This is a genomic window from Nocardia sp. NPDC023733 (assembly GCF_040639775.1).
GTDB lineage: Bacteria > Actinomycetota > Actinomycetes > Mycobacteriales > Mycobacteriaceae > Nocardia > Nocardia rosealba.
On record NZ_JBFAAN010000005.1, the window covers coordinates 1 to 25392 of the forward strand.

Sequence of the window (25392 nt, forward strand, 5' to 3'; positions counted from 1 at the left end):
GCCGACGCCGCCGGGTGTGCCGACGCCGCCGGGTGTGCCGACGCCGCCGGGTGTGCCGACGCCGCCGGGTGTGCCGACGCCGCCGGGTGTGCCGATCCCGCCGGGTGTGCCGATCCCGCCGGGTGTGCCGACGCCGCCGGGCGTGCCGACGCCGCCGGGCGTGCCGACGCCGCCGGGCGTGCCGACGCCGCCAGGTGTGCCGACCCCGCCGGGCGTGCCGATCCCGCCGGATGTGCCGACGCCGCCGGACTTCCCGACCCCGCCGGGCGTACCGATCCCGCCAGGTATGCCGACGCCGCCAGGTGCGCCGACCCTCCCGGACCTCCCGGTGCCGCCTGGTGTGCCTGTGCATCCGGGCATTCCGAACCCGCCTGACTTTCCGATGCCACCGGGTATACCGCCGGCCCCGGGTAGTCCTTCGCAGCCTGATCTTCCGGTTCCGCCGGATGGCTCGGTGCCGCCTGGTATTCCCATGCCACCGCATGTGCCGGCACCACAGATTCCGGTGCCGCCAGAGGTACCGGGTTTGCCTTTGCCGCCGGGGATTCCGGTGCCTGGCTTCCAGGTGCCGCCGGGTATCCCAGGCTCGCCGGACATGCCACTTCCTGATCCGATGTCCTCGGGCGGTCCGAATGAGTTGCGGCCGGGGCAGATCGGAATCCCTGGTGATGCTGGGGCTCCGGATTTCCTTCGGGGACTGCAGAATCCGTCTGGCGAAATGGATGCGCCTCGCGCTCCCTGGGCGCAGCCGGGGTACGAAGCGAACGGAGCATCCGGGTCGTTCTTGCCACCTCCGGGTATCGATGCGGGTGCCTCAACCCCTGCGCAGTTGCCGCCGTACCCGAATGCGGCATCCCCGACGGGCGCCGCTGATCAGGGTCGATTCCAGTACCCGACTGGGCAGGCCGGATATCCGGCGAATGACCAGGCCGGTCTGTACCCGAACGGGAATGGATCGTCTCCACACAGCTCCTCACCCCAGTACCCGACGGCACCGGGTCCGCAGAACCCCGTGCCACAGCCCCACCACCCCACAAACCAACCCCCGCTCGCCCAATACCCAGGCACCGGGCACCCACCTGTCGCTCCGCCGACGAGCCAACTTCCGTTCCAACCTGCCCACACACAGGAACCCACCTACGGCGCCCCACCGCCCATGCCGATGTCGGCGCCCCCGTCCACTGCCGCAGCGAACGGACACCCCGCCCGCAACTACCCCAGGACCATCTCGACCGACGGCCTGGTCGTACGCCCCTTCGCCGGCTACGGCGTCCGTTCCCTGTTCGACCCGATCACCGGTGCCCTGCAGGCCGGGCAGTCGGCAGGGCACGACAGCGGCGTCTACGGTGAGCTGAACGGCGTGAAGATGGTGTTCTACCGGTCGATGGACGGGTTGGCCGTGCGGGTGGGGGATCGGACGTTCCCGCTCGAGGGTGACGCCCGGGTCGACTGGGGAACGGTCGCCTGGCGGACGAATCGGTTCGCCATCGTCATCGGCGATACTGTCGTCTGTGAGCTGGTGTATCGGGCGCTGCCACCGGAGCTGGACCTCGGTGCCTACATCCGTGATGTGGTGCACGATGACCAGCGGCGGACCACGATTTTCGCCCGATGACGCTCAGGCCGCGACGATGTGAGGAGGCATGCGGTGCGGGAGACCGAACCGACCGAGGCCGAGATTCGGCAGAACTTCGACAAGATGCTCGCTTCGGTGCTCAGCGGTGGCGGCATCCATTCCGAGACCGGACTCGACATGAAGACCGAGGACGCGCTGTGGCAGGTGGCCCGCGCCTACCCGAACGCCTCCGACGACCTGGTCCGGGCCGCGCGGGCGGCGTTCGCGGGGCAACTCGACGGGTCGAACGCGCGCGAAGCGGACCTGGTCCGGCAGCGCAGGCTCGCCGAGCTGGCGAAGAAGCGCCGATGACCGGGGAGGTGCAGGCATGAGCGAGGACCGCCGTCGGGTGCTGACCGACGAACAGCTCACCGAGATCGCCACCGGCCTGCGCGGGCTCGGCGGCGCCCAGCCGATGGATTCGCTGCCCGACCTGGCTGCCCGTTTCGGTTGGCGGGTGCTGAGCCCGCACGCGGACCGTGCCCGTCTCGATATCGGCTTCGGCCCGACCAGCGGCCGCGTCTTCGCCGAGGACGGCCGCATCGTCGACATCACCTTGTGGCTCACCAAGGGTGTCCCACAGGACGACGAGGGTCGCGCCTGGGCGCGTGACACCTTCGCCCGGTGGGTGGCACTGCTGACCGAACTGTTCGGTCCACCGACCACCCGCATCCCGGGCGAGGTGTCCGCGGTGCGCTGGGCGGGCGAGGACCATACCCTGATCCTGCGCGACGTGGACGGTTCCCTGCAGCTGACGCTGATGGACAACAACTGGCTCATGCTCGGCGATCAAGCCGACGCCTTGGCTGCCGAGGAATCCCGGTGACCTGGGACGATTTCGCGAAAGCCCTGGCGGGAGAACTGGCTCGCCTGCCTGCGGGCGCGATCGTGAAGATCGTGGAATCACGCGAGGAACGCCCGTCGAGGTTCGCTCAGTTCCTGCAGACCGATGCCGAACTGACAGCCGAACTCGTCGACGACGACCGGCTGGCCGCCGAACTCCGCGCAGGCAGGCAGGGCACGGCGGTGATCCGTGAACTCGGCTGGCAGCCGCGCGACCGCTACCACGAGAACTGGTGGACCCGCCTGACCTGGCCCGCGCCGTCAACCGACTACCAACGCCTCGCCGACATGGTCGTCGGCGGGCTGCGCGACGGATTCGGCCTGGCGACACCGGATTCGTTCACCTACGACGCCTGGAACGAACGCCGGGGCAACAGCCTGATCGAGCTGCCACAGCTCGGTCTGCCCCTGGCGACCTGACCGATCAACCGATGAACCAGATGAGGGGATTTCCGCCCGACATGACCAGCGGAGGCGACCGGCTCGACGAGCGCACCACCGAACCGGACCACGACGAATCCACCGAATCTGTTCCCGCGGAACCGGATCCCGTTCCGGCCGAACCGGACTCCGAACTCGCCCGAGCCGATACGTCCGCCGAGGATGAGCCCGCCGAGGACGAGCCCGACGTCGGTTTCACCATGGCCGACGACGAACCGGAACCCGAGGACCCTGCCGAGCGGGCCAGGAAGATCATGCACCAGGTCGCCCGCGATCTGGCTTCGCTCGCCCCACCGGACTGGCAGCGCCTGCACGCGGCCTTCGCTCTCACGGTGCTCGAGCATTCCTCGATCGCCCTGTTCTCCGGCGACACCATCGAACCCGTGCAGGTGACGCCGCCGCAGGAGATCATAGACCTGGTGTGGGAGCACCGGCTGCTGTCGGCCGAGCTCGGTGACGGCCCGTGGTGGCGCCTGGTGCTGAGTCTGTCGCGCGCAGGCGAGATCGACGTCGACTACGACTACGGTGACGAACCGTTTCCCGACGAACACCTCCTTGCCCAGGACTCCTACCGCGCCGACCTGGCGGCGTTCCCGCGCCGATCGGTGCCGGTGTGGTTGTCGGCATATGTGGGGCACGACGACAAACAGATCCGCGCACCACGCGCCGCCGCCGAACAGGAACTCGCCGACCGACGAAAAGGGTTGCGCGCCAGCGATTCCGACGTGGGCCTGCCGCCATTGCCGCTGATGGTAGCGCGCTGGGCGGTGCTGTCGGCGGCCTTCGTCGCGGTCGGTTCGGAATTCGGACCGCGCTCGCTGCCCTCGCTGAACTGGTTCGAAGGGGTGCGGCGCAGCGGGAGTTCGCTCTACCTGCTGCCCGGCAATCGCGCCGTGCTCTCCGGTGGCGTATGGAACTCGCCGGAACTCGCCGCCGCCTACGCCGAGGACGGACCGCCGACGGGGCTGTACACGGGTGCGCCGTCGTGGATTTCGGCGCAGGTGCTCAACCACCGTGCCGCAGGCGGGATGTTGTCGTTCTGCTACTGGTGGACCAATGGGCGCTGGTACCACGGTGATTCGCCCACCGCCGACGGGATCGCCGAGGCCGTACCCGGCTTCTGGAGCTCCGAGACCGTCGCCAGGATCGTCACCGACCTGCTCGGCGTCCGTGCCGACGAGCACCAGCGCGCGGGTGTCGAAACCCTGGTCGCGGCGGCCGAAGCCGGCGTGGTCACCCGCGACACGGTCGTCGAAGTCTTCAGCGACGCCGAGCTTTTCGACGTCGACGCCGCCTTCTTCCAGCTCACCATGGCCGGGGTCACCGCTCGCCTACCCGACCCGATGCCGCGCGAAGACGCGATCGACGTGGTGCGCGCGCACCTGACCGAGACATCCGCCGACCCCGTGCCCTATCCACCCGACGAGTTGCACGCCGAACGCATCAGCGTCGGCTGGATGGTTTTCGTCCCGGTGCAACCCGGTGAGATCGCGGTCGGCCGGGCGATCTTCTACGTCGCCGACGACGGTGTGCTGCATCGTTCTTCGTCGGCGGTGGCGCCCGAGGTGTTCGCGGTGGAGTTCGCGGAGAATTTCTACGAGCGACATCGGTCGGTCGTCTCGTCCTGATGCGGATACGCGCCGGTAACCCTATAATCGTTAGCGTGATTTAAGAATGGTGTTGCCGCGTTGTAAGACTCGGCTGCCATGTTTGCGGGGGCACGACCGGCCGGTGTGCCAGCGATGAGGAGGGGCGTCTACGGATGAGGAACCGCACCGTCGAGACAGTGGGAGTGTGACCTCGTGGGCACACCGATGGACGACTGGCGGGGATACCGCAACTCGGGGTCGCTCAAGCTCGAGGACGGCGCGGCGACCGAAGCCGCCGGATACTGCGCGGATGTGCTCGACATCATCGCCTTGGTCGAGGGCAAGGTCGGTGAAATCATCTCGCCTGACACGACGGGGGCCGGTCAAACCGAGAACCTCCTCGGTCACCTCACCTCGGGCCGCGCGCTCACGCAGGAGTTCTACACGCTGGGGCGCGAGTTCCGCGACGACATCTTGAAGGACCACAAGCAAGTTCTCAACGACATGGCCTTGTCGTTCCTGATCGCCGGGAACAACTACAAGAACAAGGACCAGGAGTCGAAAGACGAGTTGAGCAATATTCTGTCCACCCGGAATCCGGCCGACAGCATCGTCCACGCCGAACAGCACCTGGGACAGATCAATCCGCGTGACACCGCCTGGATCGACGACTCACGCGGTCGGGAACCAGGGGAATACAAGAAGACCGATACGGACAAGAGTGGTCAGTACGGCGGCCTTCCGTCGGGTGCCAACACCCCGAAGGAGAGCCTGAAAACGGTGTCGGCCTCGCACACCGCGGAACCGGGATCGACGCTGAACTACACGGACTTCTACAACCTGGGCATCTCGTTGCGGCGATCGAGCTGGTTGCGGGACATGTCGTCGGACTGGCACCGGATGGCCTCGCAGATGAGCCGCGGCTTCAGCGACTACGACACCAGAATCAGGACTCTGGTCGACAACAAGGAACGCTGGACCGGGCGCGGCGCCGGGGACGCGCGCGACGCCGTCCACCGGTACACCGGGCGGGGTCTCGAGTTGACCCGCACCATGTACCGAGTCAGCGAACTGCTGCTCGACGCCTACAACTGGGCCCAGACCACCCAGGCGAACATGCCGGACAAACCGGCCGAGCAACTCAATGCCCACGAGCGGAAGACGTGGGAAGACCACGCGCGCACCGTCTTCAACAACTGGTACCGCCCGGGTTACGCGGCGGCGATCGGTGCCCTGCCCGCACTGCCCGGACCAGCGGGCACCGCGAGGGTCACCGCGGACCCGCCCGGCAACCCCACCAACCCCGGTAATCCCGGAAGCCCCGGGAATCCCGCGGGTGGCGGTGGCGGGTCGCAGAACAACGACGCGGCGACGGCCGCACAGCTGAAAGCCCAGCAGGACGCCGCACACCAGCAACAGCTCGCGGCGCTGCAGCAGTCCGAGGCGCAGCGCAAAGCCCAGGAGCAGGCCGCCAAGGACGCGGAACGCGCTGCCGCGCAGCAGGCCGCACGGCAGCAACAGCAGCAAGCGCAGGAGACCGCCTCCCAGGCCTTGCAGCAGCTTGCCTCCCAGGCCGCCTCGCAGGCCTCGCAGATCGGCGAGCAGATCTCCGCCGCTGCCGAGCAGGCCGCGTCCCAGGCTGCCCAGCAGGCGAGTATGGCCGGGCTGAGTGGAATCCCCACCAGCGCTGCGGCATTGGACGAAGCGGCCAAGAAGATGGGTCTCGCCGGTTCCAAGGGCGGCGGAGGCGCGGGCGGCGGTGCCGGGGGTGGGCTCGGCGCCAAGGTCGAGGGCCAGAACCTCGAGAAGGCGTCGAAACTGTTCCCCCGCGCGACGGCCACCACCGATCTCGCCGCTATGGCAAGCCGGGCCGGTCTGGCCAATGCCGCCGGTGCCGGAGCGGGCATGCCGATGGGTGGACCCATGGGTGGCGGTGGCGCGGGCGCCGGTGCCGGTGGTCAGCAGAAGGACCACAAGCGGGCCGACTACCTGGATTCGGTCGAGCACCTGGAAGAGGCGATCGGCGAGGCGCAGACCGTCGTGAGGCCGGTCGTCGAGCAATGAACCGCACGTGGAACCTGACGGAACTGGAGATGTTCACCCTCTGGGAGTGGGCCACCTCCGATTTCGTGCCGTGGCCGTTCTTCTGCCGGACCAGAACCCTCGACGCCGATGAACTGGACCGGCAGAAGGCCGACGCGCTCGCGGGGTTGCAGCGCAACGAGCCGGAGTTCGTCGGCTTCGTGCTCGAAGCGCTGCTCGATCCCGACATCAAGGTCATCGTCCACGGCCACGACGGCGTGGACGACATGAAGGTCGACGCACTGGTGCGTGTCATGGGTTGCCGGCGGGGTGACCGGGGCTATGTGATCCGCCAGAAACCGGGCGACACCTATTGGGACAGCGGTGGTTACGTCGTCACCGAGTGCGACGCGGTCGGTCTGGCCGACTACGTGGTCCGCGAACTCCCGGAGAACGCACCCGGCCGCGAGGCCGACCTGGTGCTCGAAACCGGTGACAGGGCAGCACAACTCGACTACTCGTACGCCATCTCTTCGGTCCACGATTCCTTCGACGACCCGGCTCCGGTGCGCGCCAGACAGTTCGAGTCCGCGCCGCTGCTGCGCGCAGGCGAGGTCGAGGTGATCCAGGGACGCTCGCGGTTCGGGCCGCGCGGTGTCACCCGGCACAAGCTGAGCTGGCGCGACGTGGTCGACGACGGGCGCTATGTGATCGCCGAAGAGGTGCCGCGGGTCGCGGTGGCGGCGGATGCGAAGCGTTTCACCGAGCTGATCAATCAGCGCATCGCGGAAGTGGTGCGGGCCATCAAAGATGAACGAGTCTGAGGGGGCGAGGCGATGACGTCGGCACAGCAGGACGAATTTCCCACCGAGTTCGTTTCCACGTCGGTGACCGGAGCGATCTCGGTGCGGACCACGGAAAATGGTCTGCCCCTGGGTCTTCGGCTGGAGCCCGACCAGTTGCGCCGCGACCCGGCGCAGCTGGCCGCCGAGGTGCTCCGCCTGTGCAAGCAGTCGGCCAACCGGGCGGGCATGGCACGGCGCGAGCAGTTCCGCGCGGCGGGGATGTCCCCGGAGATGCTCGCGCTCACCGGCCTGCCGACCGAGGAAGAGGTGGCCCGCCAGGAGATCCTCGACGAGCAGGATTACGACACCGAACCGCAGAGCTGGCTGCGATCGGTCTGAGCGGCAAGCGGATTGGGGAGGCGACATGGTCGAAACGATGGACGAGCTCATCGCTCGGGTACAGAAACAGCTCTACCGGCTCACCGATCTCCAGGATGCGACCAAGGCCATCCTGGTGACCGAGACGTCGCCGGATGGAACGGTGACCGTCGAGGTCGACGCGAATGCCGCACTCGTCGGCCTGAGTTTCGCACCGGGCATCGCGAAACTGACGCCCGCCGAACTCGAGCAGACCCTCGTCGACACCGCGCGCACCGCCGCGCATCGTGCCTTCGCGCAACGCGGCGAACTCATCACCGCGTTCAACGAGGAGAGCACGGGTTAGTCATCGACTGTTTACCCTTGCGCGATCGTCGCGCGCCGTCTCGGCTGGTTAAGGTTGACTACGAAACATCAAGTGATGTTTCGAGATTGGACGATTGACATGAGCCACTTCGAAGTTGTCCCTGATGCGTTGCGTGCCTACGGAAGCGCGTCGGCGGCGATGGCGTCGGGTGTCGCCTCGGCCGCGGCGGTGGATCAGGCCGCGACAGTCGCCGCGGTCGTGCCGGTGTTCGGGCTGATCGGCCAGGAGCTGCTCGCCTCGTACGCCTTCGCGCAGGCCAACCACCTGTCCTCGGTCGCCGAACTGGCCGCGGTGCACGCGGGTACCGCGTTGACCGCGCACCAGGGTGCGGCCACCTACGAGGGTGTCGACGGCGCCTCGGGCATGGACATCGGTTCGGTACGCACCCAGTCATGACCTTCCCAGGAGCGACCCCGCCGCCCGGCGCGGATCCGCTGGATCCGACCGTGCTGGAACTGCTGCGCGGCAGTTCGCTTGCCCCCATGCTCGACATGCCGGTGAACGACATCCTCGGCTCGATGGGGCTGCCCGCCCTGCCGCAGGTGCCGGAGTTCGTGCAGCTGCCCGAACTGCCGCCGCTGCCGACGATCGATCTGAGCGCGCTGATGCGCCCGCTCACCGATCTGGCCTCCGCGTTCGGTACCGGTCAGCTCGGCGCCAACTCCACCGGCGACAGCACGGGAACCACGACCGACCCCACGGAAATGCTGTCGAACGTGAGCACCGTGATGCAGACGGTGATGTCGCTCGGCTCGACGGCGATCCAGACCGTGATGTCGGTGTGGCAGGGCATCGCGGCGATGGAGGCCGCGCAGAAGGCGAGCGAGGCGCAGACCGATGCGGGCAAGCTCGCGGCCCAGAGCACCCAGGAGAAGGCGGTTCTCGCCAACGGCGCCGTCAGCGTCGCCACCGGTGCGGGGCTGATGGCGGCGGTGATCGCGAAGTTCTCGGCGACCATGGCGATGGCGCCGCTGCTGATGGGCTCGGGCGCCGGTGCGGCCTTCCTGGTCGCCTCGGCCGCCTCGTCCACCGCCGAGGCGCTGGCGATCACTGTCAAGACCAAGACCGAACTGGTCGGGCACAGCGCGAGCATGACCGCGGCGGGCGAGAAGGTACCGATCACCAACGCGCCCACCGGTGTGAACTCGACCGAGCAGCTGACGCAGCTGATGAGCATGATCACCCCGCTGATGTCGACGGCGACCACGGTCGCGCAGTCGCTCGGTGAGCTGGCCGCGGCGAATACCTCGCTGTCGGCACCGAAGACCACTACCGAGGGCGACAACACTGCCGCTAAGGAAACCGTCGACGGTGCTGAAACCGACGGTGCGGGTGGTGGCGCGAGTGGCGGAATCGGCGGCGGAGCCGGTGGCGCCATCGGCGCGATCGCCGCGGCGAGCACCCCGTTGAGCCCGTTCCCCAACACCCGCTCGGTCGGTGGCGCGCTGAGCACGCTGCCCGGCGCGATGGGTGCGGCGGCCGCCTCGACCACGTCGGCCGCGGCAGTCACCTCGGGTGGGTCGTCGGCGACCGGCACGGGGGCGATGCCGATGGGCGCGCCCATGGGCGCCGGTCTCGCGCGCGACGGCGAATCGTCCACCGACGACGCGGTGCGCGGTCAGCTGGTCACCGGCTCGCACGGCGACGAGGTGATCGGCCAGATCGAGGGTGTCTCGCTGCCGGTTGTCGGCGCGGCCGACACCACGACCTCGGAAGCGCCGCCCGACAAGGAACTGACGCTATGACGCAGATTTTCGTTCGCACACAGGAGGTTCACCATGGCCGACGTGACAGGTGAGATCTACGACGGCGTGCAGTTCGACGTCGCCACGGCAAGCCAGGCATCGTCCGGGCTCGACTCGCTGGCCGACCGGCTCGCGGCCGACCTGCAGGCGGCCGAGCACGCGCTGACCGTCGCGCCCGCGGGCGCCGACGAGGTGTCGGGCCGCTCGGCGCAGACCGCCAACGAGGTGGCCGCGTCGTACCTGACCCGCGCGCAGGCCGGCGTCGAGGAGATGCGCAAGCTCGCCGCGACGCTTCGCCTGCAGGCGAACCGTTTCAGCGGGATGGAAAGCGACAACTCGGCGGACTTCGGAGGTACTCCGCCGCAATGATCGAACCACCACAGCCAGGGTTCACCGGCGTGGTGTGGTCGGCGCGTCCGCCGGAACAGCTGGCGCGTGACCTCACCACGGGGGCGGGGTCTGTCCCCATGGCTGAGGCGATCGGCGCGTGGACACAACTGGCCGCGTCGTTCGGCGCGGCCGTACTGGAATACGAGAAGGTGCTCGCCGACCTGCGCGGCGCCTGGCAGTCCGGGCGCAGTGACGAAGTGGTGCAACGGGTTACGGCGCTGCGCGAGTGGCTGCTCGAGACCTCGACGGCCGCCGCCGCGAACGCCGCGAAATTCCAGGCGCAGGTCGCCGCCTACGAGGTGGCCCGGCTGGCGATGCCCAACACCGCCGACATCGAGGCCATCCAGCAGGTGCAGCGCACCCTCGAGTCGGTGAGCGGGATGCTCGGTGCGCCGATCAAGGCGGTCGCCGCCGATACCGACGCCGAGCACGATGTCGCCAAGGCCGTTGCCTCGCGGGTGATGGAGAACTACGAGAAGGCCACCGAGCCACTGGCGTCGGCGTGGCAGCACCAGGATCCGCCGCCGATCGCACCCGCCACGGCGCTGGCCGCCGAGCGAGCCGCCGTGCCGCCACAGCCGACCGCGACCCAGCCCGGTGCCATGCCGGGATTCGGTGGTATCCCGGGAATGCCTGTCCTGCAACCGGTTTCGCGCACGCTGACCAGCTACAACGCGCCGGTGTACGCGCAGTCGGCCAGCAGCGCAGAGGTCACCGCCCGACCGAACCCCGTGGTTACGCCCGCCGCGGGCACGCAGGCCGCGCCGATCGCGCCGGGCCCGGTCGGTCAGGCCGCGGCCCAGGACACCGCGCGGTTCCCACGGGCGAGCCTGCCCGAGCACACCGAGGAGTTCAGCCTCGACGGCGAGATCCGCGCCGCGCCCGCGGTGCTCGGCGATCACGGCCAGGCGGCCAGGGCCGCGAGCACCGAACAGGGCGGGGCGGAGCCGGGAGGTGGGTCGTGACAACACTGACCAACGACGCCCTGCTCGCCGTCGCCGACCGCCTCGGCGTGCAGACCTTGCCGCTGACGCTGCGCGTCGGCCCGCAACAGGACTCCTACGAACAGTGGCGCCGCGCCCATGAGCAGGCGGTCGCGGACCTGCGCGACAGCGGCCTCATCGACGCCGAGGGCGAGGTCGACCCCGGCCTGGCCGACGCGCTGTTCGTGCTTGCCCAACCGGATCGTGAGCTGGCCGTACGGGTTTACGCCGAAGACGGCGCCAAGCGCGTCTGCGTGGTGCGCCGGGGCGGCGCCCATGCCGTCGCCGTGCGCACCGACGACACCTTCGAGGTGAATTCGGTGTGGTGCGACGGTTCGGCCGAGGAACTGGCGCGCCCGGTCCTGGCCGCGCTCGGTCACCGCGAACCCGCGCAGTTCAGCGGCTTCAGCGCCCCCGCCGACGAACTCACCCGGCGGCTCGACGGCGCGACGACAGCCGCGGAATTCGCCGACGGCCTGTACGCCCTCGATGCCACCGAGCGCGACGCCACCGTGCTCGGCGCGGCGTTCGCCTCCTGCACCGGGCACGCGGAAATCGTCGCCTACAGCCACGAGGACGGCTCGACCACCCGCGCGCCGGGTGCTGTCGCCGTCTACGACACGGGGCGCGGGCGCATCGTCGCCGCCCCGACGATCTCGCCGGATCGACAGATCTGGTCGACGCTCACCACGGGTACCGATCACCGGGTGACCCAAGCGGTCGCGGCGCTGATCGAGGGACTGCCCGGGGGGAGGTGGATGCCGCCGTAGTTCCGCGTCGCAGCGTCGGTCTGCGTCCAGCTCAGCGAGATCGATCGGATCCTCGCGCACACACAAGTTCTGATGAAAGGTTCTGAAATATGTCTCTTACCAACCTCGGTGGCGGCTCGGGCGACTACGGTGTCGACGAAGGCGGCATCAACAATGTCGTGAGCCGGATGGAGGACGCGATCTCCACGCTCAAGACCTCCATCAACCAGATCGACGACTCCGTGCAGGCCGTCGCCGCCGGCTGGTCGGGTGAAGCGCACGGTCAGTTCAAGACCGCCGCCACCGAATGGCACGACGAGGTCACCCGGCTCAACGAGAAGCTGGACCGCCTGTCGCAGGCCGTCACCTCCGGCAAGCAGACGATCGTCGCCTCCGACCAAGAGGGCCTGTAGCCCTCCGCGCTGAGTAGCCGTTCACGACAGACAAGGAACAGATCATGACGATTCAGTACAACTCGCCGAAGATCACCGAAATGGTCTCGGACCTCAACAACTACGGCTCCAACATGCGGGCCCAGATCGAAGAGCTCAACGGCGCCGCCAACGCGTTCCGGGAGAGCCTGCACGGTCAGTCGGCGGTGGAGAACTTCAACGCCGCGCACACCAACGTCACCAACGAGCTCGACGACACCCTCGTCAAGCTGGACAACCTCGGCAAGAAGGTGGAGAACGCGCTGGGTCGTGCCATCGAGGCCGACGGCAAGGTCGGCGACGGCTTCGCCGACTTCTGAGCTGTTCCGCCTCCCCGGGTCTTTTGGCCAGACTCAGGTGCGGGGGGAGTTGCTGATGCGGCAAGACTTTGGGGGATGGGAGCGTTAGCCCGTTCCCGGTGAGTTACCCATGTTCTTGCTTGATCAGTCGAACGGCCCGACGGTTTTGTGTCGGGCCGTTCGTCGTTTTGTGGGGTTGTCAGCGGGCGGCTAGGGATTCGCCGATGTAGTGCATTTCTTCCGGGGTGGTCACCATGTTCACCGTCGCTGTCGCGGCTGGTGTGCGGACCGTGATCCGGTTGGGTGCGGAGGGATCCTGGATGAGGGTGACGTCGGCGTCGATCGCACCGCTCTGCTCGTGCGGTGCGCGCACGTGGACGATGGTGGCGCCACCGGCGTGGGTGGTCGGTTCGATGCCGTCGAACACCAGCACCGTCGTGCTCGGGTAGGGCGCGGCGGGCGTCGGCGGCGGGCCGGGCGGGTGGTAGCTGGCGCCCGCGGAGCGTGGTGCGAGTGAAAGCACCTGCGGTGCGTTGAGATTGGCCATCATCGAATGCCATGCCTCGGGGCGTGCGGTATGCACGATGGCGTGCGCACCGAGCGCGGTGGCGCGCAGGATCACCTGCTGGGCCAGATCGAGATTGCCGATCACCTCGAGATGGCGGGTGCCGTCACCGATGAGCGACACCGCGATGCCCTGGCCGCGTTCGTCGGCGCCGATCAGCTGCCCGCAGCCCGCTGTCGGCACCGCGATGTCGGTGAGGGCGGTCAGCGTCCCGCGGTAGCCCTCGCCGTCGGACCAGCGGCCCAGCGATGCCACCGGGAGGGTGTCGAGCAGGGTGCGCAGGTGCCCACCGGTGATGTCGCGCAGACCCCGGATCGGGATGTCGGTGGGCTCGACCAGGGTGTCGAAGCGCACCACCGCGTTGAGCACCACGGTGCCCGCGTGATCGCTGCGCTGGTCGTGGCGCGGTGCACCCGGGCGAAGCCGCAGCGTGAGCGTGGTCGACAGGCTCGGCACCGCCCAGATATCGGCCAGCCCGCGCGGCGTGATGAGTTCGGCGCCCACCTGGTAGTGGGTCAGGCAGCGGCTCGGCGTGGTGAGCGCGGTCGGGGTCTCCTCGAGCTGATCGATCTCGAAACCGTGGGTGAGTTGCCGTACCGCGCTGTTCATCTCGGACGAGGTGAGCACGGAGGCGGCGATATCGCGGGCCGCCAGCCGGTTCGCCACCCGCCGCGTGGCGATGATCGCGGTGCGCAGCGCGCCCTCGGCACCGCCGCCCCGCTTGTCGACGGCTTCGGCATTGGTCAGTGGGTCCATCCGCAGCACCAGCCACAGGGTCCGGTGCGCGACGGCGGGCAGCGGGCCGAGGATGCGGTCGTAGAGATAGGACGCCACACCGGTACCCGCCGTGCGCGCGCCCGTGGACACCACGTCGATACCCGCGAGGGTGATGTCGAATTGATCGAGGCAGCGCGCGATCTCGGTGAGCGGCAGCAGCTGGTCGGTACTGAGCGAACCGTGCCGCAGCAGCGTCAGCGTGTCCGGCGGCGGGTCGATCCGCAGCATGGTCAGCAGCAGGTCGCCGTCCCAGCGCACGCCGCAGTTGCCGCCGTCGGCCAGGGGGACATCGAACGCGGGCGCCTGGGCGAGTCGTTCGGTGGCGCCCCGGCCACGCCGCCGCCCGAACCCGACCGCCATCCGGCCGGCCAGCGTCGTCCCACGCACGGGAACCAGGCCGATGAGCACGATCAGCGCACCCGCGCCGACCGAACCCCACACCGAGTCCGAAAGCGCCAGCACCACCCAGGCCACCGCCGCGGCGACCAGCACGACACCGACCACCGCCCGCAGCGGGAAGATCCGGAACAACCAGAACTCGGGATCGCGCAGAGTGTCGTACGGCGACAACGGCTTTCGCTGCGCTGGGTGCTGCTCCCCGGCCTGATCCCGTTCCCGCTCGGGAAGGGTTGCGGCGCCGGTTCTCCGGCCGTTCATCGTGTCGTTCCCCATCGTTGTCCCAGCTCGGCGTGCGTTCGAAAGTTGGTTCAGGGCAATGTCGGATTTAAGGTACCGTGTCGGCTGAGATGGTGATGGATAGCTCGATGGAGGGGCCGAGTGCCGGCACAGCTCACAACCCGCGCCCAGGTCAACGGCTACCGCTTCCTGCTGCGTCGTCTCGATCACGCGCTGGTGCGCCGAGACGTCCGGATGCTGCACGATCCGATGCGTTCGCAGGTTCGCTCACTCTGGGTGGGGGCGGCGTTCGGCCTGCTGGTCGTCGCCGGTGCGGCGATCCTGGGATTCCTGCGACCACAGGGCGCGATCGGTGACAACCTGATCGTGTCGGGTAAGGATTCCGGTGCCCTGTACGTGGTCCGCCATACCGCCGAAGGCGACAAGGTGCTGCACCCGGTGCTCAACCTGGCCTCCGCGCGGCTCATCACCCAGAGCAACGCCGAACCACACGCGGTGAAGGACAGCAAGCTCAACGATCTGCCGCGCGGTCCGCTGCTCGGCATCCCCGGTGCGCCGAGCGCGCTGCCGGGCTCCGGTCAGGGCGACAGCTCCACCTGGTCGCTGTGCGAGACCATCCAGCTGTCCCAGGGCGGCAGTGCGGCATCGGCGAGCGGGGCGACAACCGCCGTCGTCGCGGGCAAACCGGAACTGGGCGAGCGCATCCGCACCGCCGACCCCGCCGCCGCCCTGTTCGTGCGCCACGAGAACAAGACCTACCTCGTCTACGACGGTAAACACGCCGCGGTCGACCCGGACGACAAGGTGCTGGCGCGCTCGCTGGGACTGTCCGCGCATCGGCCACGCCCGATCGGTCCCGGCCTGCTCGGCGCGACCGCCGAAGTGCCCCCGCTCGCGCCGCCGGTCATCCCGAACGCGGGTCAGCCGGGCCCCGGCCCGCTGTCCAAGATCCCGGTGGGCGGTGTGGTCGAGGTGGCCAGTTCCGACCGCACGGCGAAGGCCGAGACGTATGTGGTGCTGGCCGACGGTGTGCAGCCGGTGAGCCCGTTCACCGCGCGGGTCATCCGCAATGCCGATTCCCATGGGCTGAGCGAGATTCCGACCCTGCCGCCGGACGTGCTCCACGAGGTCGCCGTGGTGCGCACGCTGCCCGTCGACGACTTTCCGGAGCAGACACCGGAGATCCTGGCCGCCGAGGACGCGCCCGTCGCGTGCGTCTCCTGGACCAAGACACCGGGAACGAGTCCGGCGCAACGCAAGTCGGAGGCGGGCGACGGCCCCAACGAACGCGCGGTTGTCTCGCTGCTGGCAGGCACCCGCCTGCCCATCCCGGAATCGGCCAAGGTCGTGGAACTGTCGACCGGCGACGGCACCGGCGACCGGGTCGACGGGGTCTACGTGCCGCCGGGCACCGGCGAATTCATCCAGGTGACGGGCATGGAACCGGGCAGCCCGCGGCGGGGGAGCCTGTTCTACGTCGGTGACAACGGTGTGCGCTACGGCGTACCCGATGCAGCGGTGGCGACCGCCATCGGCCTGGGCGGCAACCCGCGGCTCGCGCCGTGGTCGGTCATCGGCCAGCTGGTTCCGGGTCCGACGCTCTCGCCCACCGAAGCGCTGGCGTCCTACGACTCGTTACCGTCGGGACGCTGAAACGAGAAAGGGCCGGACGCTTGTCGCGTCCGGCCCTCGTTTCGTCTGTCAGGCAGGCCAATTCACATTCAGCGTGCTCAGCAGGCTGGTGAGCGCGGTGCGCATATCCGGTTCCTCGATGCGCATGAGCACCGACTCGTCCACCGCCGACAGGTCGATCGAATCGTCGTTGGCCAGCCGGAACTCGCGCTCCTCCTCGGCCGCCTCGATGACATTGCGGATGAAGCGGCCGTTACCGGCGAGGTCGACGTCGCGGCGCGGCTGCCCGCTCTGGTCGGTGCTCTCCTGGGCGTAGAGGTGCGCGCAGGCCTCGACGAGCAGCGCGGCGGCGTCGTCGGAAAGTTGCGAGTCGCGCTTCTTCGCGATCACCTGCCCGATCTGGCCGAGCTCTTCGGGGGTGTAGGACGGGAACTGCAGGCGCTTGGAGAACCGTGATGCCAGGCCGTCGTTGGCGGCCAGCAGACGGTCGATCTCACCGTCGTAGCCGGCGATGATCACCACCAGGCGGTCGCGGTCGTTCTCCATCCTGGCCAGCAGGGTGTCGACGGCTTCGCGGCCGAAGGCGTCACCGCCGGACAAGCCGGTCTGGATCAGTGTGTAGGCCTCGTCGATGAACAGCACACCGTCCATAGCCGTGTCGATCAGCTTCTCGGTCTTGATGGCGGTACCGCCGAGGTTCTGGCTCACGAAGTCCACACGCTTGGCCTCTACCACCTTGTCGGTCTTCAACAGGCCGACACCGCAGTAGATCTTGGCGACCACGCGGGCGATGGTCGTCTTACCCGTTCCCGGCGGGCCGGTGAAGGCCAGGTGCTGACCGCGGGCCGCCGAGGCGAGGCCCTTCTCGGCCCGGATCTTGGCCAGCTGCGCCGACGACTGCAACTTGGCCACCTGGGTTTTCACCGAGACGAGGCCGATCTGGTTGTCGAGTTCGGCGCGCGCCTCGGCGAGCACCCGCTTGGCCCGGTCCTCGGTCTCGGCCTGTTCGATCGCCTGCAGCGACGGCGCGGTCGCGGGATCCCACTTGTCGGTGCGGGCATCGATGGACTCGCGGGTGGTGACGGTGATCCGGTAGGTGCGGTCGCGCATCGCGGCGGTATTGGCGCTGAAATCCGGTGCCTGCGAATACACCTTCTCGAACAGCGCCTGCGCCTCGTCCTCGCTGCCGGTCTCACGCAGGCACAGCCCGCGGCAGAACATGGCGGTGGAGCGGGCCATCGGGATCGGCCCCCGCTCGGCGGCCTCCATGCGGCGGATGGCCTCACCGAACAGCCCGAGCTGCGCACACGCGGTGCCGACCATCACGTGCGCGCCCGCCGCCAGATACGGGTCGTCCCACTCGGCCGAACCGGCGAGCACCGTCATCACGTCGGGCCAGCGCTGAGTGTTGTAGTGCAGCACGCCACGGATGTAGGCGCTGATCCGGTTGTCGACATCGGAGTCCGGGTCCGAGAGCAGCGTGGCGCGATGGGCGGCGAGGTCGTCGAGCGTGCGCTCGGCCTCGTCGTACTCCTTCTCCGCGATCAGATGCGCGGCCCAGGCCAGCGCGACCTCGGTGTAACTCGCCAGCGGATAGTCGATGTAGAGGCCGGGCAGGAAGCGGCCCGCCAGCGCGCGCGGCGGCAGCCCGAGCCGGCGCTGCTCGCGGTACAGACTGGTGCCCGCGGTCTTGTACAGGTTGAACAGGACGTCCTTGGTCACCTCGCCCGCGGCGGCACGGCCGAGCCAGGCGTCGCACATCGTCGGATCCCACTCGGTCGCGCGCTGGAACGCGAGTTTCGCGTATTCCAGATCGCGCTCGGATTCCTGTCCCTCGATGGACAGACCCAACGACAGGATTCCGGCGTCGAAGGCACGCTGAGCTTGGCGATTGCCGGTCATTTCTGTCGAGTCCCCGAAGTCTTGGTGTGTGGTTTCTGCGCTGTTCACTTATTACCCAGACTACCGATCGCGGGGGTCTGGTCTGTCCGTTACATTAGGTTCAGCTGCCGAGAGGTTGCAACGCAAACTGTCTTCTACGTGTGAGAGTTCTTGGCTGGTGTCAGAGTTGTTCACTCAGGGGGTGTTCCGCCGCGTGCGGTGTTTCGGGATCGAACGGGTGAACGGCAACTCGTGGTCGGCGGGTGCGAACCGTGATTGACGCACCAGCGGCGAATCAGCGTTCACTCGAGCCGGATCTGTGCCGGGTATCGGTGATCGGTGGCAACACTCAGGTGGACGTCGGTCTGCCCGTGACGGTTCCGATCGCGGGATTCATCGGCGATCTCGTCGAACTGATCGAGTCGCGCAACCCCGACCCCACCGATTCCGAGGACGAACCCGGCGCCTTACGCGCCAAGCACTGGACCCTCGCCCGGATCGGCCGCGACGCCATCCCACCGAGCCGCACGCTCACCGAAGCCGATGTCTACGACGGCGAACTGCTTGTGCTCCGGTCGGTTTCGGCCAAGGAAGCACCAGCGCTGTTCGACGACGTGATCGACGCGGTCTCGCGCCTGACCACCGAGGAGTTCCGGGGCTGGACCGGTGTGTCGGCCCGCTGGCTCGGCCTGGTCGCGTCCACCCTCACCGTGCTCACCGCGCTGGTGATGTTGGTGATCTCGCGCGGCGAGGGCGATCCGCTCGCCCCGGCCTTCGGGCTCACCGGGTTCGGTGTGCTCGCGCTCGCCGTGGCGGGGATCGCCGCGCGCAAGTACGAGGACCGGCTCACCGCCGACTGGCTGTCGCTCGACGCGTTGCTGCTGTTGTTCGGTGGCGCGGCGCTTTTCGTGCCCGGCACCCTCGGCGGACCACATCTGCTGCTCGGCGCGGCCGTGACGATCGTCGCCGCCGTCGTCGGCCACCGAGTGACCGGGAGCGGGCTCACCCTGTTCACGGCGGCGGCGTCACTGGGCATCGTCGCGTGTGTCGCGGGCGGTGTGTACCTGATCTGGCATCCCGGGCTGCCCAAACTGTCGGCCGCACTGTTGTTCGCGGGCATCGCGATCCTGTCGATGGCACCGCGCATGGCCGCGCTGCTCGGCAGGCTTCCGGTGCCGCCGGTGCCGACCGCGGGCGCCGCGATCGACCCGGCCGACCACGAACCGCGCCCGACCATCGAGGGCATCGGTGCCATCGGTGCCACCGCGCTGCCGTCGGCCGCCGGCCTCGGCGAACGGGCGCGCGCGGCCAATCAGTACCAGTCCGGGCTCATCATCGCCTGCGCCGCGACGGCCGCCCTCGGTGCGTTCGGTGCCGCCGACCCGCTCGGTTCGGCCCGCTGGCAGGGCATCGTGCTGGCGATCGCCACCGCGATCATCCTGTGCCTGCGCGGTCGCTCCTTCGCCGATCTGGTCCAGGCGGCCACCCTGATCGCGGGTGGTTGCCTCGCGTTCGTCGCGCTGATCGTGGGAATCGGGCTGAGCGGCGACAATATCGAGCTGTTCGCCATCGGGCTGCTCGCCTTCGCGGCGGGCACCGTCGGCTTCGGTGTGATCGGGCCGACGATCGAGGTGTCGCCGGTGACCAGGCGCGCCATCGAGATCTTCGAGTACATCCTCATCATCGCGCTGATTCCGCTCGTCCTGTGGATCATGGGGGTGTACTCCATGGCCAGGAACATATGACCGGCTCCGGTCGCCGGGCGCTCCGATTCGGGTGTGCCACCTTGGTTCTCGGTGCGAGCCTGAGCTTCGCTTCGCCTGCGCAGGCCGTTTCGCCGCCACAGATCGACGCGGGTGCGCTCGGTGCGGCCGCGGGGCTCAGTGGGCGCCCGGCGCCGCTGGAACCCACCGAACCCTCGGCGCTGTGCAGCGAACCGCTGCTCACCGGGTCGCCCCCGTCGGAGCCACCGATCTCCCAGCAGGTGCTCAACCTGCCTTCGGCCTGGAAGTTCAGCCGTGGCGCGGGACAGAAGGTGGCGGTGATCGACACCGGCGTGCAACGGCATCCGCGACTACCCGACCTCCAGCCGGGCGGTGACTACGTCGCCGGCTCCGACGGCACCGAGGACTGCGACGGACACGGCACCCTCGTCGCGGGCATCATCGCCGCCAAGCCCAGCCCCGACGACGCTTTCGTCGGGGTGGCCCCCGACGCCCAGATCCTGTCCATCCGTCAGCTCAGCCTCGCCTTCGAACCGGTGAACAAACAGGGCGGCCAGGACCCCGGCGAGATCAGCAACGACGGCTACGGCAGTGTGCTCACCCTCGCCGCCGCGGTCGTCCGCGCCGTCGACATGGGTGCCACGGTCATCAATATCTCCGAAGTGGCCTGCAGCCCAGCGGGTTCCGACACCGCCGATGCCTCGCTGGGTGCTGCGGTGAAGTACGCCTACGACCGCAATGTCGTCGTCGTGGCGGCGGCGGGCAACGTCCAGACCGACGGGGCGTGCAAGGAGCAGAACAAGTCCTCGGGGTGGTCGTCGGTGAGCACCGTCGCCAGTCCCGCCTGGTTCGCGCCCTACGTGCTGACGGTCGGCTCGGTGGACGCCGACGGCGGCCCGTCGGAGCTGTCGCTGCGCGGACCGTGGGTGGGCGTCGCCGCGATCGGGCGCAACATCGTCTCCCTCGACAGCAAACCCGGCGGTACCGGGCTGGTCAACGGCGTGCAGACCACCGAGGGCGTGCGGCCCATCGAAGGCACCAGTTTCGCGGCTCCCTACGTGGCAGGCCTTGCCGCCCTTGTTCGTTCGCGTTTCCCCGAACTCACCGCGCAACAGGTGATGGACCGCATCACCCGCACCGCGCACGGACCGGGCAACGGCCGCGACGACGGCATCGGCCACGGCCTGATCGACCCGCTGGCCGCCCTCACCGCGCAGCTGCCCGACCAGCCCGTCGCCGAGGGCGCCGAGGTGCCGCACCTGGTCGCCGCCCCGGTGCTGCCGCCCGGCCCCGACCCCCGCGCGCGGCGCATCGCCGTGATCGGCACGACCGCGGTACTCGGCGGCCTGCTCATCGGGCTCGGCCTGGCCTACCCCTACCGACGAAAACGGGCCGAGCTCGACCTCGAGCCGTAATCGAAAGGAACCATGGCTACCGAAGGATTCGTCCGTCGCCCACGGATCGCGCCGCCGCGCGCGCCGGGTGGCGAGGTGGCACTCACCGCGCCACCCGAAGTGCCGCGCGCGCTGCCCGCGCCGTTGATGATGAAGATCATGCCGGTAGTCATGATCGTCGCGGTGATCGGCATGATCGCGATGATGGCGACCATGGGCCGCAATATGCTCGCCAACCCCATGTCGATGATGTTCCCGATGATGATGATCATGTCGATGGCGGGCATGATGGCCGGCGTTCGCGGTGGTGGCGGCAAGCGCGCCGTCGAACTGAACGAGGAGCGCAAGGACTACTTCCGCTACCTCGACCAGGTGCGCAAGGACGTTCGACGCACCGGCGGCAAACAGCTCGAGGCGCTCGGCTGGAGTCACCCGGAGCCCGCGGACCTGCCCTCGCTGATCGGCGGCCGCCGGATGTGGGAACGCCGACCCGCCGACCCCGACTTCGGGCACGTCCGCGTCGGTGTCGGCAGCCACCGGCTCGCCACCAAACTGGCCCGCCCCGAGACCGGTCCACTCGAAGACCTCGAACCCGTCTCCACCGTTGCCCTTCGCCGCTTCGTCCGCACCCACTCCGTGGTGCACGAGCTACCGACCGCGGTGTCGCTGCGCGCCTTCCCGGCCATCAATATCGCAGGCCCCACCGAGGACTCGCGGATGCTTGTGCGCTCCATGCTGATGGAGCTGGCCACCTTCCACGGTCCCGATCACCTGGCCGTCGCCATCGTCTGCGCAGACCCGGATGGGCCGTGGGCATGGGCGAAGTGGCTGCCGCACCTGCAACACCCGAACCAGCGCGACGGCCTTGGTTCGGCCCGGATGATGTACACCTCGCTCGGTGAGCTCGAGACCGCGCTCGCCTCGGAGCTGATGGAACGCGGCCGCTTCATGCGCAATCCACAACCGACCCAGGGGCGTTTGCACCTGGTCGTCATCATCGACGACGGGTACGTCAGCGGCAACGAACGCCTCATCAGCGAATCCGGCCTCGACTCGGTGACCGTTCTCGACCTCACCGCCCCGGAGAACGGCCTGGCCGCGCGCCGCGGTCTGCAACTGGTGGCCGAGGCGGGCGAGGTGTCGGCGCGCAGTGCCTCCGGTGTGGAGAAGTTCGCCACCGCCGACACCGTGAGCCCGGCCGAAGCCGAGTCCTTCGCCCGCACCCTGGCCAGGTACCGACTGGCCACGGCGGCCCAGATCGTGAGCCTGGGGGAGGGGACCACCGCCGATCCGGGCCTGATGGCGTTGCTCAAGATCCCCGACGCCGCCCAGATCGACCCGTCGAAGGTATGGCGTCCGCGTACAGCTCGCGAACGTCTTCGGGTGCCCATCGGCATCACCCCCGACGGCACCCCCGTCGAGATCGACATCAAGGAATCCGCCGAGAACGGTATGGGCCCGCACGGTCTGTGCATCGGCGCCACCGGTTCCGGCAAGTCGGAATTCCTTCGCACACTGGTGCTTTCGCTGGTCACCACGCATTCGCCGGACGCGCTGAACCTGGTGCTCGTCGACTTCAAGGGTGGCGCCACCTTCCTCGGTCTCGACTCGCTGCCGCACGTGGCGGCGGTCATCACCAACCTCGAGGAAGAACTCTCGCTGGTCGACCGCATGAAGGACGCGCTGGCCGGTGAGATGAACCGCCGCCAGGAGCTGCTGCGTTCGGCGGGCAACTACGCCAACGTCACCGACTACGAAAAGGCCAGGGCCGCAGGCGTTCCACTCGACCCGCTACCCGCGCTGTTCGTGGTCGTCGACGAGTTCTCCGAATTGCTCTCGCAGAAACCGGATTTCGCGGAACTGTTCGTGATGATCGGCCGACTCGGCCGCTCGCTGCACGTGCATCTGCTGCTGGCCTCGCAGCGGCTCGAGGAGAACAAACTGCGCGGCCTGGAGTCGCACCTGTCCTACCGGATCGGTCTTCGCACGTTCTCGGCCAACGAGTCGCGCGCGGTGCTCGGCATCACCGACGCCTACCACCTGCCGAGCGTGCCCGGCGCGGGCTACCTGAAAAGTGATGCGTCCGAACCGCTTCGGTTCAACGCGAGCTATGTGTCCGGCCCGTACGTCGCACCGGCGGGCACTGTCGTCGACGACGACGGCGCCCCGGTCGGCAGGCAGCGCCTGGTGGAATTCACCGCCGCGCCGGTCGAGGTCACCGAGGCGGCAGCCGACGAGGCAGACGAGCCGGCCCAGCGTGCCAGGCCGGAACTGCCGCCGCCACCGCCGAGCGGCGCTGTCGCAGGCGAGGAGGGCATCCCGGACTCGCTGCTCGACGTCGTCGTCAAGCGGCTCACCGGTCACGGCCGCCCCGCCCACGAGGTGTGGTTGCCGCCGCTGGAGGAGTCTCCCACCGCCGACATGCTGCTACCCGACCCCGACTGGCGTTCGCCGGTGAACCGGCACGGTCAGCTGTGGATGCCGATCGGCGTCGTCGACAAGCCCTACGAGCAGCGCCGCGATGTGCTCACCATCAGCCTCGCGGGCGCCCAGGGCAATGTGGCCGTGGTCGGTGGTCCGCAGTCGGGCAAGTCGACGACCCTGCGCACCATCATCATGGCCGCCGCCGCGACCCACACCCCCGAACAGGTGCAGTTCTACTGCCTCGACTTCGGTGGCGGCAGTATGGCCGGTCTGGTCGGCGTCCCGCATGTCGGCTCGGTCGCCGGTCGCCTCGACGGCGACCGGGTGCGCCGCACCGTCGCCGAACTCACCTCGCTCATGCGCCAGCGCGAGGAGCGCTTCGCCGAACTCGGCATCGAATCCATGGCCGAGTTCCGCAGGCGCAAGTTCTCCGCTCTCGAGGCCCGCCAGATCAACGGGACCAAGGCCCCGGCAGGCGACCCGCTCGCCGCCGACCTGTTCGGCGACGTGTTCCTCGTCATCGACGGCTGGAGCGCCATCCGCGAGGAGTTCGAGGTACTCGAACCGCAGATCAACGCCATTGCCACCCAGGGTCTTTCCTTCGGTATCCACCTGATGATCGGTGCCTCGCGCTGGGCCGAGATCCGCCCGGTCGTCAAGGATCAGATCGGCACCCGGCTCGAGCTGCGCCTCGGTGACCCCGGCGACTCGGAGATGAATCGCCGGACCGCCCACCAGGTTCCGGTCGGCAGGCCGGGCCGCGGTCTCACGCCGGAACAGCTGCACATGCTGATCGCGTTGCCCCGCTTGGATTCCGACTCCGATCCGACGACCATCGCCGACGGTGTCACCCGGGCCCGCGAGGAACTCACGACCCTCTATCAGGGCAGGCGGGCCCCGGAAGTGCGCATGCTGCCGCTGAGCGTGCCCCGCGACCAGGTGGTCGCCGCCGCAAAGGCCGAGGGCGTGCACCTGGACCGCAGCAAGATCGTCGTGGGTCTGGGCGAGTCCGAATTGCAGCCGCTGGTGCTGGATTTCGCTGTGGAACCGCACTTCATGGCCTTCGCCGACGTGGAATGCGGCAAGACCACGCTGCTGCGCAATATCGTGATGAGCATCGCCGAACAGTCCACCGCCGACGAGGCGCGGGTGATCCTCATCGACTACCGGCGCACCATGCTCGGCGTGCTCGACGGCGACCAGCTCGCCGGATACTCCACGTCGTCACAGACCTGCGGGCCGATGATCTCGGAAGTGGCGGGCTATCTCAGCAAGCGCATCCCCGGCTCCGACATCACCCAGCAGCAGCTGCGTGATCGCAGCTGGTGGTCGGGCCCGGAGATCTACGTCGTGGTCGACGACTACGACATGGTCGTCACCGGATCGACGAATCCGTTCTCTCCACTACTCGAGTACCTGCCCCAGGCGCGCGACATCGGCCTGCACCTGATCGTGGCCCGCCGCATCGGTGGCGCTTCCCGCGCGCTCTTCGATTCGGTACTCGGCGGAATGAAGAACATGTCGGTGCAAACGCTCATCATGAGCGGCTCACGCGAGGAAGGAAAACTGGTCGGCGACGTACGCCCGAGCAAGATGCCACCTGGTCGAGGCACCCTCGTCTCGCGCAGTCTCGGCATCGAACTCGTGCAGATCGCCGACCTGCCACCGCTCTGATCGAACCCCCACCCGGGCAGCAGATGAAATCTTCTGCCACACACTATG

Annotated in this window: 22 protein-coding genes and 1 pseudogene; 20 read left to right on the top strand and 3 right to left on the bottom strand. The window is 68.7% G+C overall.

Features of this window, described 5'->3' with window-relative positions:
* Positions 1 to 360 (bottom strand): annotated as a pseudogene (locus tag AB0F86_RS20300) (PE family protein); the annotation flags it as partial.
* A gap of 802 nt (positions 361 to 1162) precedes the next feature.
* On the opposite strand from AB0F86_RS20300, the gene AB0F86_RS20305 reads away from it, so the two are divergent.
* The 16 genes from AB0F86_RS20305 to AB0F86_RS20380 all read left to right on the top strand — a co-directional run bounded on the left by AB0F86_RS20305 (position 1163) and on the right by AB0F86_RS20380 (position 12658).
* The gene (locus AB0F86_RS20305) at positions 1163 to 1615 is read left to right on the top strand and encodes a hypothetical protein (protein WP_181699514.1); all 453 of its coding nucleotides are present in this window, start codon (positions 1163 to 1165) and stop codon (positions 1613 to 1615) included.
* A 33-nt stretch (positions 1616 to 1648) separates the two neighbouring features.
* Positions 1649 to 1927, top strand: a complete 279-nt coding sequence (locus AB0F86_RS20310) for a hypothetical protein (protein WP_356985015.1) — start codon at positions 1649 to 1651, stop codon at positions 1925 to 1927.
* Between the two features lie 16 nt (positions 1928 to 1943).
* A complete protein-coding gene (locus tag AB0F86_RS20315) occupies positions 1944 to 2441 on the top strand; it encodes a DUF6301 family protein (RefSeq protein WP_356985014.1) in 498 nt (165 codons plus the stop codon).
* Positions 2438 to 2878, top strand: coding sequence for a hypothetical protein (locus AB0F86_RS20320; RefSeq protein WP_356985013.1), 441 nt, complete (start codon positions 2438 to 2440; stop codon positions 2876 to 2878). The genes AB0F86_RS20315 and AB0F86_RS20320 overlap by 4 nt, the downstream gene beginning before the upstream one ends.
* Before the next feature lie 41 nt (positions 2879 to 2919).
* Positions 2920 to 4527 (top strand): hypothetical protein, encoded by a 1608-nt coding sequence (locus tag AB0F86_RS20325; protein WP_356985012.1) that lies wholly within the window; start codon positions 2920 to 2922, stop codon positions 4525 to 4527.
* A 174-nt stretch (positions 4528 to 4701) separates the two neighbouring features.
* Positions 4702 to 6552, top strand: a complete 1851-nt coding sequence (locus AB0F86_RS20330) for a hypothetical protein (RefSeq protein WP_181699510.1) — start codon at positions 4702 to 4704, stop codon at positions 6550 to 6552.
* Positions 6549 to 7334, top strand: coding sequence for an ESX secretion-associated protein EspG (locus tag AB0F86_RS20335; RefSeq protein WP_356985011.1), 786 nt, complete (start codon positions 6549 to 6551; stop codon positions 7332 to 7334). Before AB0F86_RS20330 ends, AB0F86_RS20335 begins: the two co-directional genes overlap by 4 nt.
* 12 nt (positions 7335 to 7346) lie before the next feature.
* Complete coding sequence (locus tag AB0F86_RS20340) at positions 7347 to 7694, top strand: hypothetical protein (RefSeq protein ID WP_181699506.1); 348 nt, start codon at positions 7347 to 7349, stop codon at positions 7692 to 7694.
* 25 nt (positions 7695 to 7719) lie between these two features.
* On the top strand, positions 7720 to 8019 hold the full coding sequence (locus tag AB0F86_RS20345) for a YbaB/EbfC family nucleoid-associated protein (protein ID WP_181699504.1): 300 nt from the start codon (positions 7720 to 7722) through the stop codon (positions 8017 to 8019).
* Between the two features lie 99 nt (positions 8020 to 8118).
* Positions 8119 to 8436: a type VII secretion target gene (locus AB0F86_RS20350; RefSeq protein WP_067491029.1), complete on the top strand. Its 318-nt coding sequence runs from the start codon at positions 8119 to 8121 to the stop codon at positions 8434 to 8436.
* A complete protein-coding gene (locus tag AB0F86_RS20355) occupies positions 8433 to 9785 on the top strand; it encodes a hypothetical protein (protein WP_356985010.1) in 1353 nt (450 codons plus the stop codon). The genes AB0F86_RS20350 and AB0F86_RS20355 overlap by 4 nt, the downstream gene beginning before the upstream one ends.
* 33 nt (positions 9786 to 9818) lie before the next feature.
* Positions 9819 to 10154 carry a PE family protein gene (locus AB0F86_RS20360; RefSeq protein WP_356985009.1) on the top strand — a complete coding sequence of 112 codons (336 nt, stop codon included), beginning with the start codon at positions 9819 to 9821 and terminating at the stop codon, positions 10152 to 10154.
* Entirely contained in the window at positions 10151 to 11140 is a 990-nt protein-coding gene (locus AB0F86_RS20365) for a PPE domain-containing protein (protein ID WP_356985008.1), read from the top strand. Before AB0F86_RS20360 ends, AB0F86_RS20365 begins: the two co-directional genes overlap by 4 nt.
* Complete coding sequence (locus AB0F86_RS20370; protein ID WP_356985007.1) at positions 11137 to 11928, top strand: ESX secretion-associated protein EspG; 792 nt, start codon at positions 11137 to 11139, stop codon at positions 11926 to 11928. Before AB0F86_RS20365 ends, AB0F86_RS20370 begins: the two co-directional genes overlap by 4 nt.
* Positions 11929 to 12017: 89 nt before the next feature.
* Positions 12018 to 12320 carry a WXG100 family type VII secretion target gene (locus AB0F86_RS20375; protein ID WP_181699493.1) on the top strand — a complete coding sequence of 101 codons (303 nt, stop codon included), beginning with the start codon at positions 12018 to 12020 and terminating at the stop codon, positions 12318 to 12320.
* A 44-nt stretch (positions 12321 to 12364) separates the two neighbouring features.
* Positions 12365 to 12658 (top strand): type VII secretion protein EsxR, encoded by a 294-nt coding sequence (locus tag AB0F86_RS20380; RefSeq protein ID WP_181699491.1) that lies wholly within the window; start codon positions 12365 to 12367, stop codon positions 12656 to 12658.
* A 178-nt stretch (positions 12659 to 12836) separates the two neighbouring features.
* Here the strand turns inward: AB0F86_RS20380 and eccE are convergent, their stop codons facing one another.
* Positions 12837 to 14636, bottom strand: a complete 1800-nt coding sequence (gene eccE, locus AB0F86_RS20385; protein ID WP_356985006.1) for a type VII secretion protein EccE — start codon at positions 14634 to 14636, stop codon at positions 12837 to 12839.
* 120 nt (positions 14637 to 14756) lie between these two features.
* Between eccE and eccB the strand changes: the two genes are divergently transcribed.
* Positions 14757 to 16268, top strand: coding sequence for a type VII secretion protein EccB (gene eccB, locus AB0F86_RS20390; protein WP_356985005.1), 1512 nt, complete (start codon positions 14757 to 14759; stop codon positions 16266 to 16268).
* A 48-nt stretch (positions 16269 to 16316) separates the two neighbouring features.
* Here the strand turns inward: eccB and eccA are convergent, their stop codons facing one another.
* A complete protein-coding gene (gene eccA / locus AB0F86_RS20395) occupies positions 16317 to 18149 on the bottom strand; it encodes a type VII secretion AAA-ATPase EccA (RefSeq protein WP_356985004.1) in 1833 nt (610 codons plus the stop codon).
* Positions 18150 to 18400: 251 nt separating this feature from the next.
* Here eccA and eccD point away from each other — a divergent pair, with 251 nt between their 5' ends.
* The 3 genes from eccD to eccCa are packed head-to-tail and all read left to right on the top strand — an operon-like array spanning position 18401 to position 25344.
* The gene (gene eccD / locus AB0F86_RS20400) at positions 18401 to 19873 is read left to right on the top strand and encodes a type VII secretion integral membrane protein EccD (RefSeq protein ID WP_181699483.1); all 1473 of its coding nucleotides are present in this window, start codon (positions 18401 to 18403) and stop codon (positions 19871 to 19873) included.
* The gene (gene mycP, locus AB0F86_RS20405) at positions 19870 to 21267 is read left to right on the top strand and encodes a type VII secretion-associated serine protease mycosin (RefSeq protein WP_181699481.1); all 1398 of its coding nucleotides are present in this window, start codon (positions 19870 to 19872) and stop codon (positions 21265 to 21267) included. The genes eccD and mycP overlap by 4 nt, the downstream gene beginning before the upstream one ends.
* Positions 21268 to 21279: 12 nt before the next feature.
* Positions 21280 to 25344 carry a type VII secretion protein EccCa gene (eccCa, locus tag AB0F86_RS20410; protein ID WP_225281894.1) on the top strand — a complete coding sequence of 1355 codons (4065 nt, stop codon included), beginning with the start codon at positions 21280 to 21282 and terminating at the stop codon, positions 25342 to 25344.
* Positions 25345 to 25392 lie beyond the last annotated feature (48 nt).

Bases quoted from the DNA above. Each gene is read 5' to 3' on its own strand.
- AB0F86_RS20305 (WP_181699514.1), top strand. From the start codon at position 1,163: ATGTCGGCGCCCCCGTCCACTGCCGCAGCGAACGGACACCCCGCCCGC.
- AB0F86_RS20315 (WP_356985014.1), top strand. From the start codon at position 1,944: ATGAGCGAGGACCGCCGTCGGGTGCTGACCGACGAACAGCTCACCGAG.
- AB0F86_RS20325 (WP_356985012.1), top strand. From the start codon at position 2,920: ATGACCAGCGGAGGCGACCGGCTCGACGAGCGCACCACCGAACCGGAC.
- AB0F86_RS20335 (WP_356985011.1), top strand. From the start codon at position 6,549: ATGAACCGCACGTGGAACCTGACGGAACTGGAGATGTTCACCCTCTGG.
- AB0F86_RS20340 (WP_181699506.1), top strand. From the start codon at position 7,347: ATGACGTCGGCACAGCAGGACGAATTTCCCACCGAGTTCGTTTCCACG.
- AB0F86_RS20345 (WP_181699504.1), top strand. From the start codon at position 7,720: ATGGTCGAAACGATGGACGAGCTCATCGCTCGGGTACAGAAACAGCTC.
- AB0F86_RS20350 (WP_067491029.1), top strand. From the start codon at position 8,119: ATGAGCCACTTCGAAGTTGTCCCTGATGCGTTGCGTGCCTACGGAAGC.
- AB0F86_RS20355 (WP_356985010.1), top strand. From the start codon at position 8,433: ATGACCTTCCCAGGAGCGACCCCGCCGCCCGGCGCGGATCCGCTGGAT.
- AB0F86_RS20360 (WP_356985009.1), top strand. From the start codon at position 9,819: ATGGCCGACGTGACAGGTGAGATCTACGACGGCGTGCAGTTCGACGTC.
- AB0F86_RS20365 (WP_356985008.1), top strand. From the start codon at position 10,151: ATGATCGAACCACCACAGCCAGGGTTCACCGGCGTGGTGTGGTCGGCG.
- AB0F86_RS20375 (WP_181699493.1), top strand. From the start codon at position 12,018: ATGTCTCTTACCAACCTCGGTGGCGGCTCGGGCGACTACGGTGTCGAC.
- AB0F86_RS20380 (WP_181699491.1), top strand. From the start codon at position 12,365: ATGACGATTCAGTACAACTCGCCGAAGATCACCGAAATGGTCTCGGAC.
- eccE (WP_356985006.1), bottom strand. From the start codon at position 14,636: ATGAACGGCCGGAGAACCGGCGCCGCAACCCTTCCCGAGCGGGAACGG.
- eccA (WP_356985004.1), bottom strand. From the start codon at position 18,149: ATGACCGGCAATCGCCAAGCTCAGCGTGCCTTCGACGCCGGAATCCTG.
- mycP (WP_181699481.1), top strand. From the start codon at position 19,870: ATGACCGGCTCCGGTCGCCGGGCGCTCCGATTCGGGTGTGCCACCTTG.
- eccCa (WP_225281894.1), top strand. From the start codon at position 21,280: ATGGCTACCGAAGGATTCGTCCGTCGCCCACGGATCGCGCCGCCGCGC.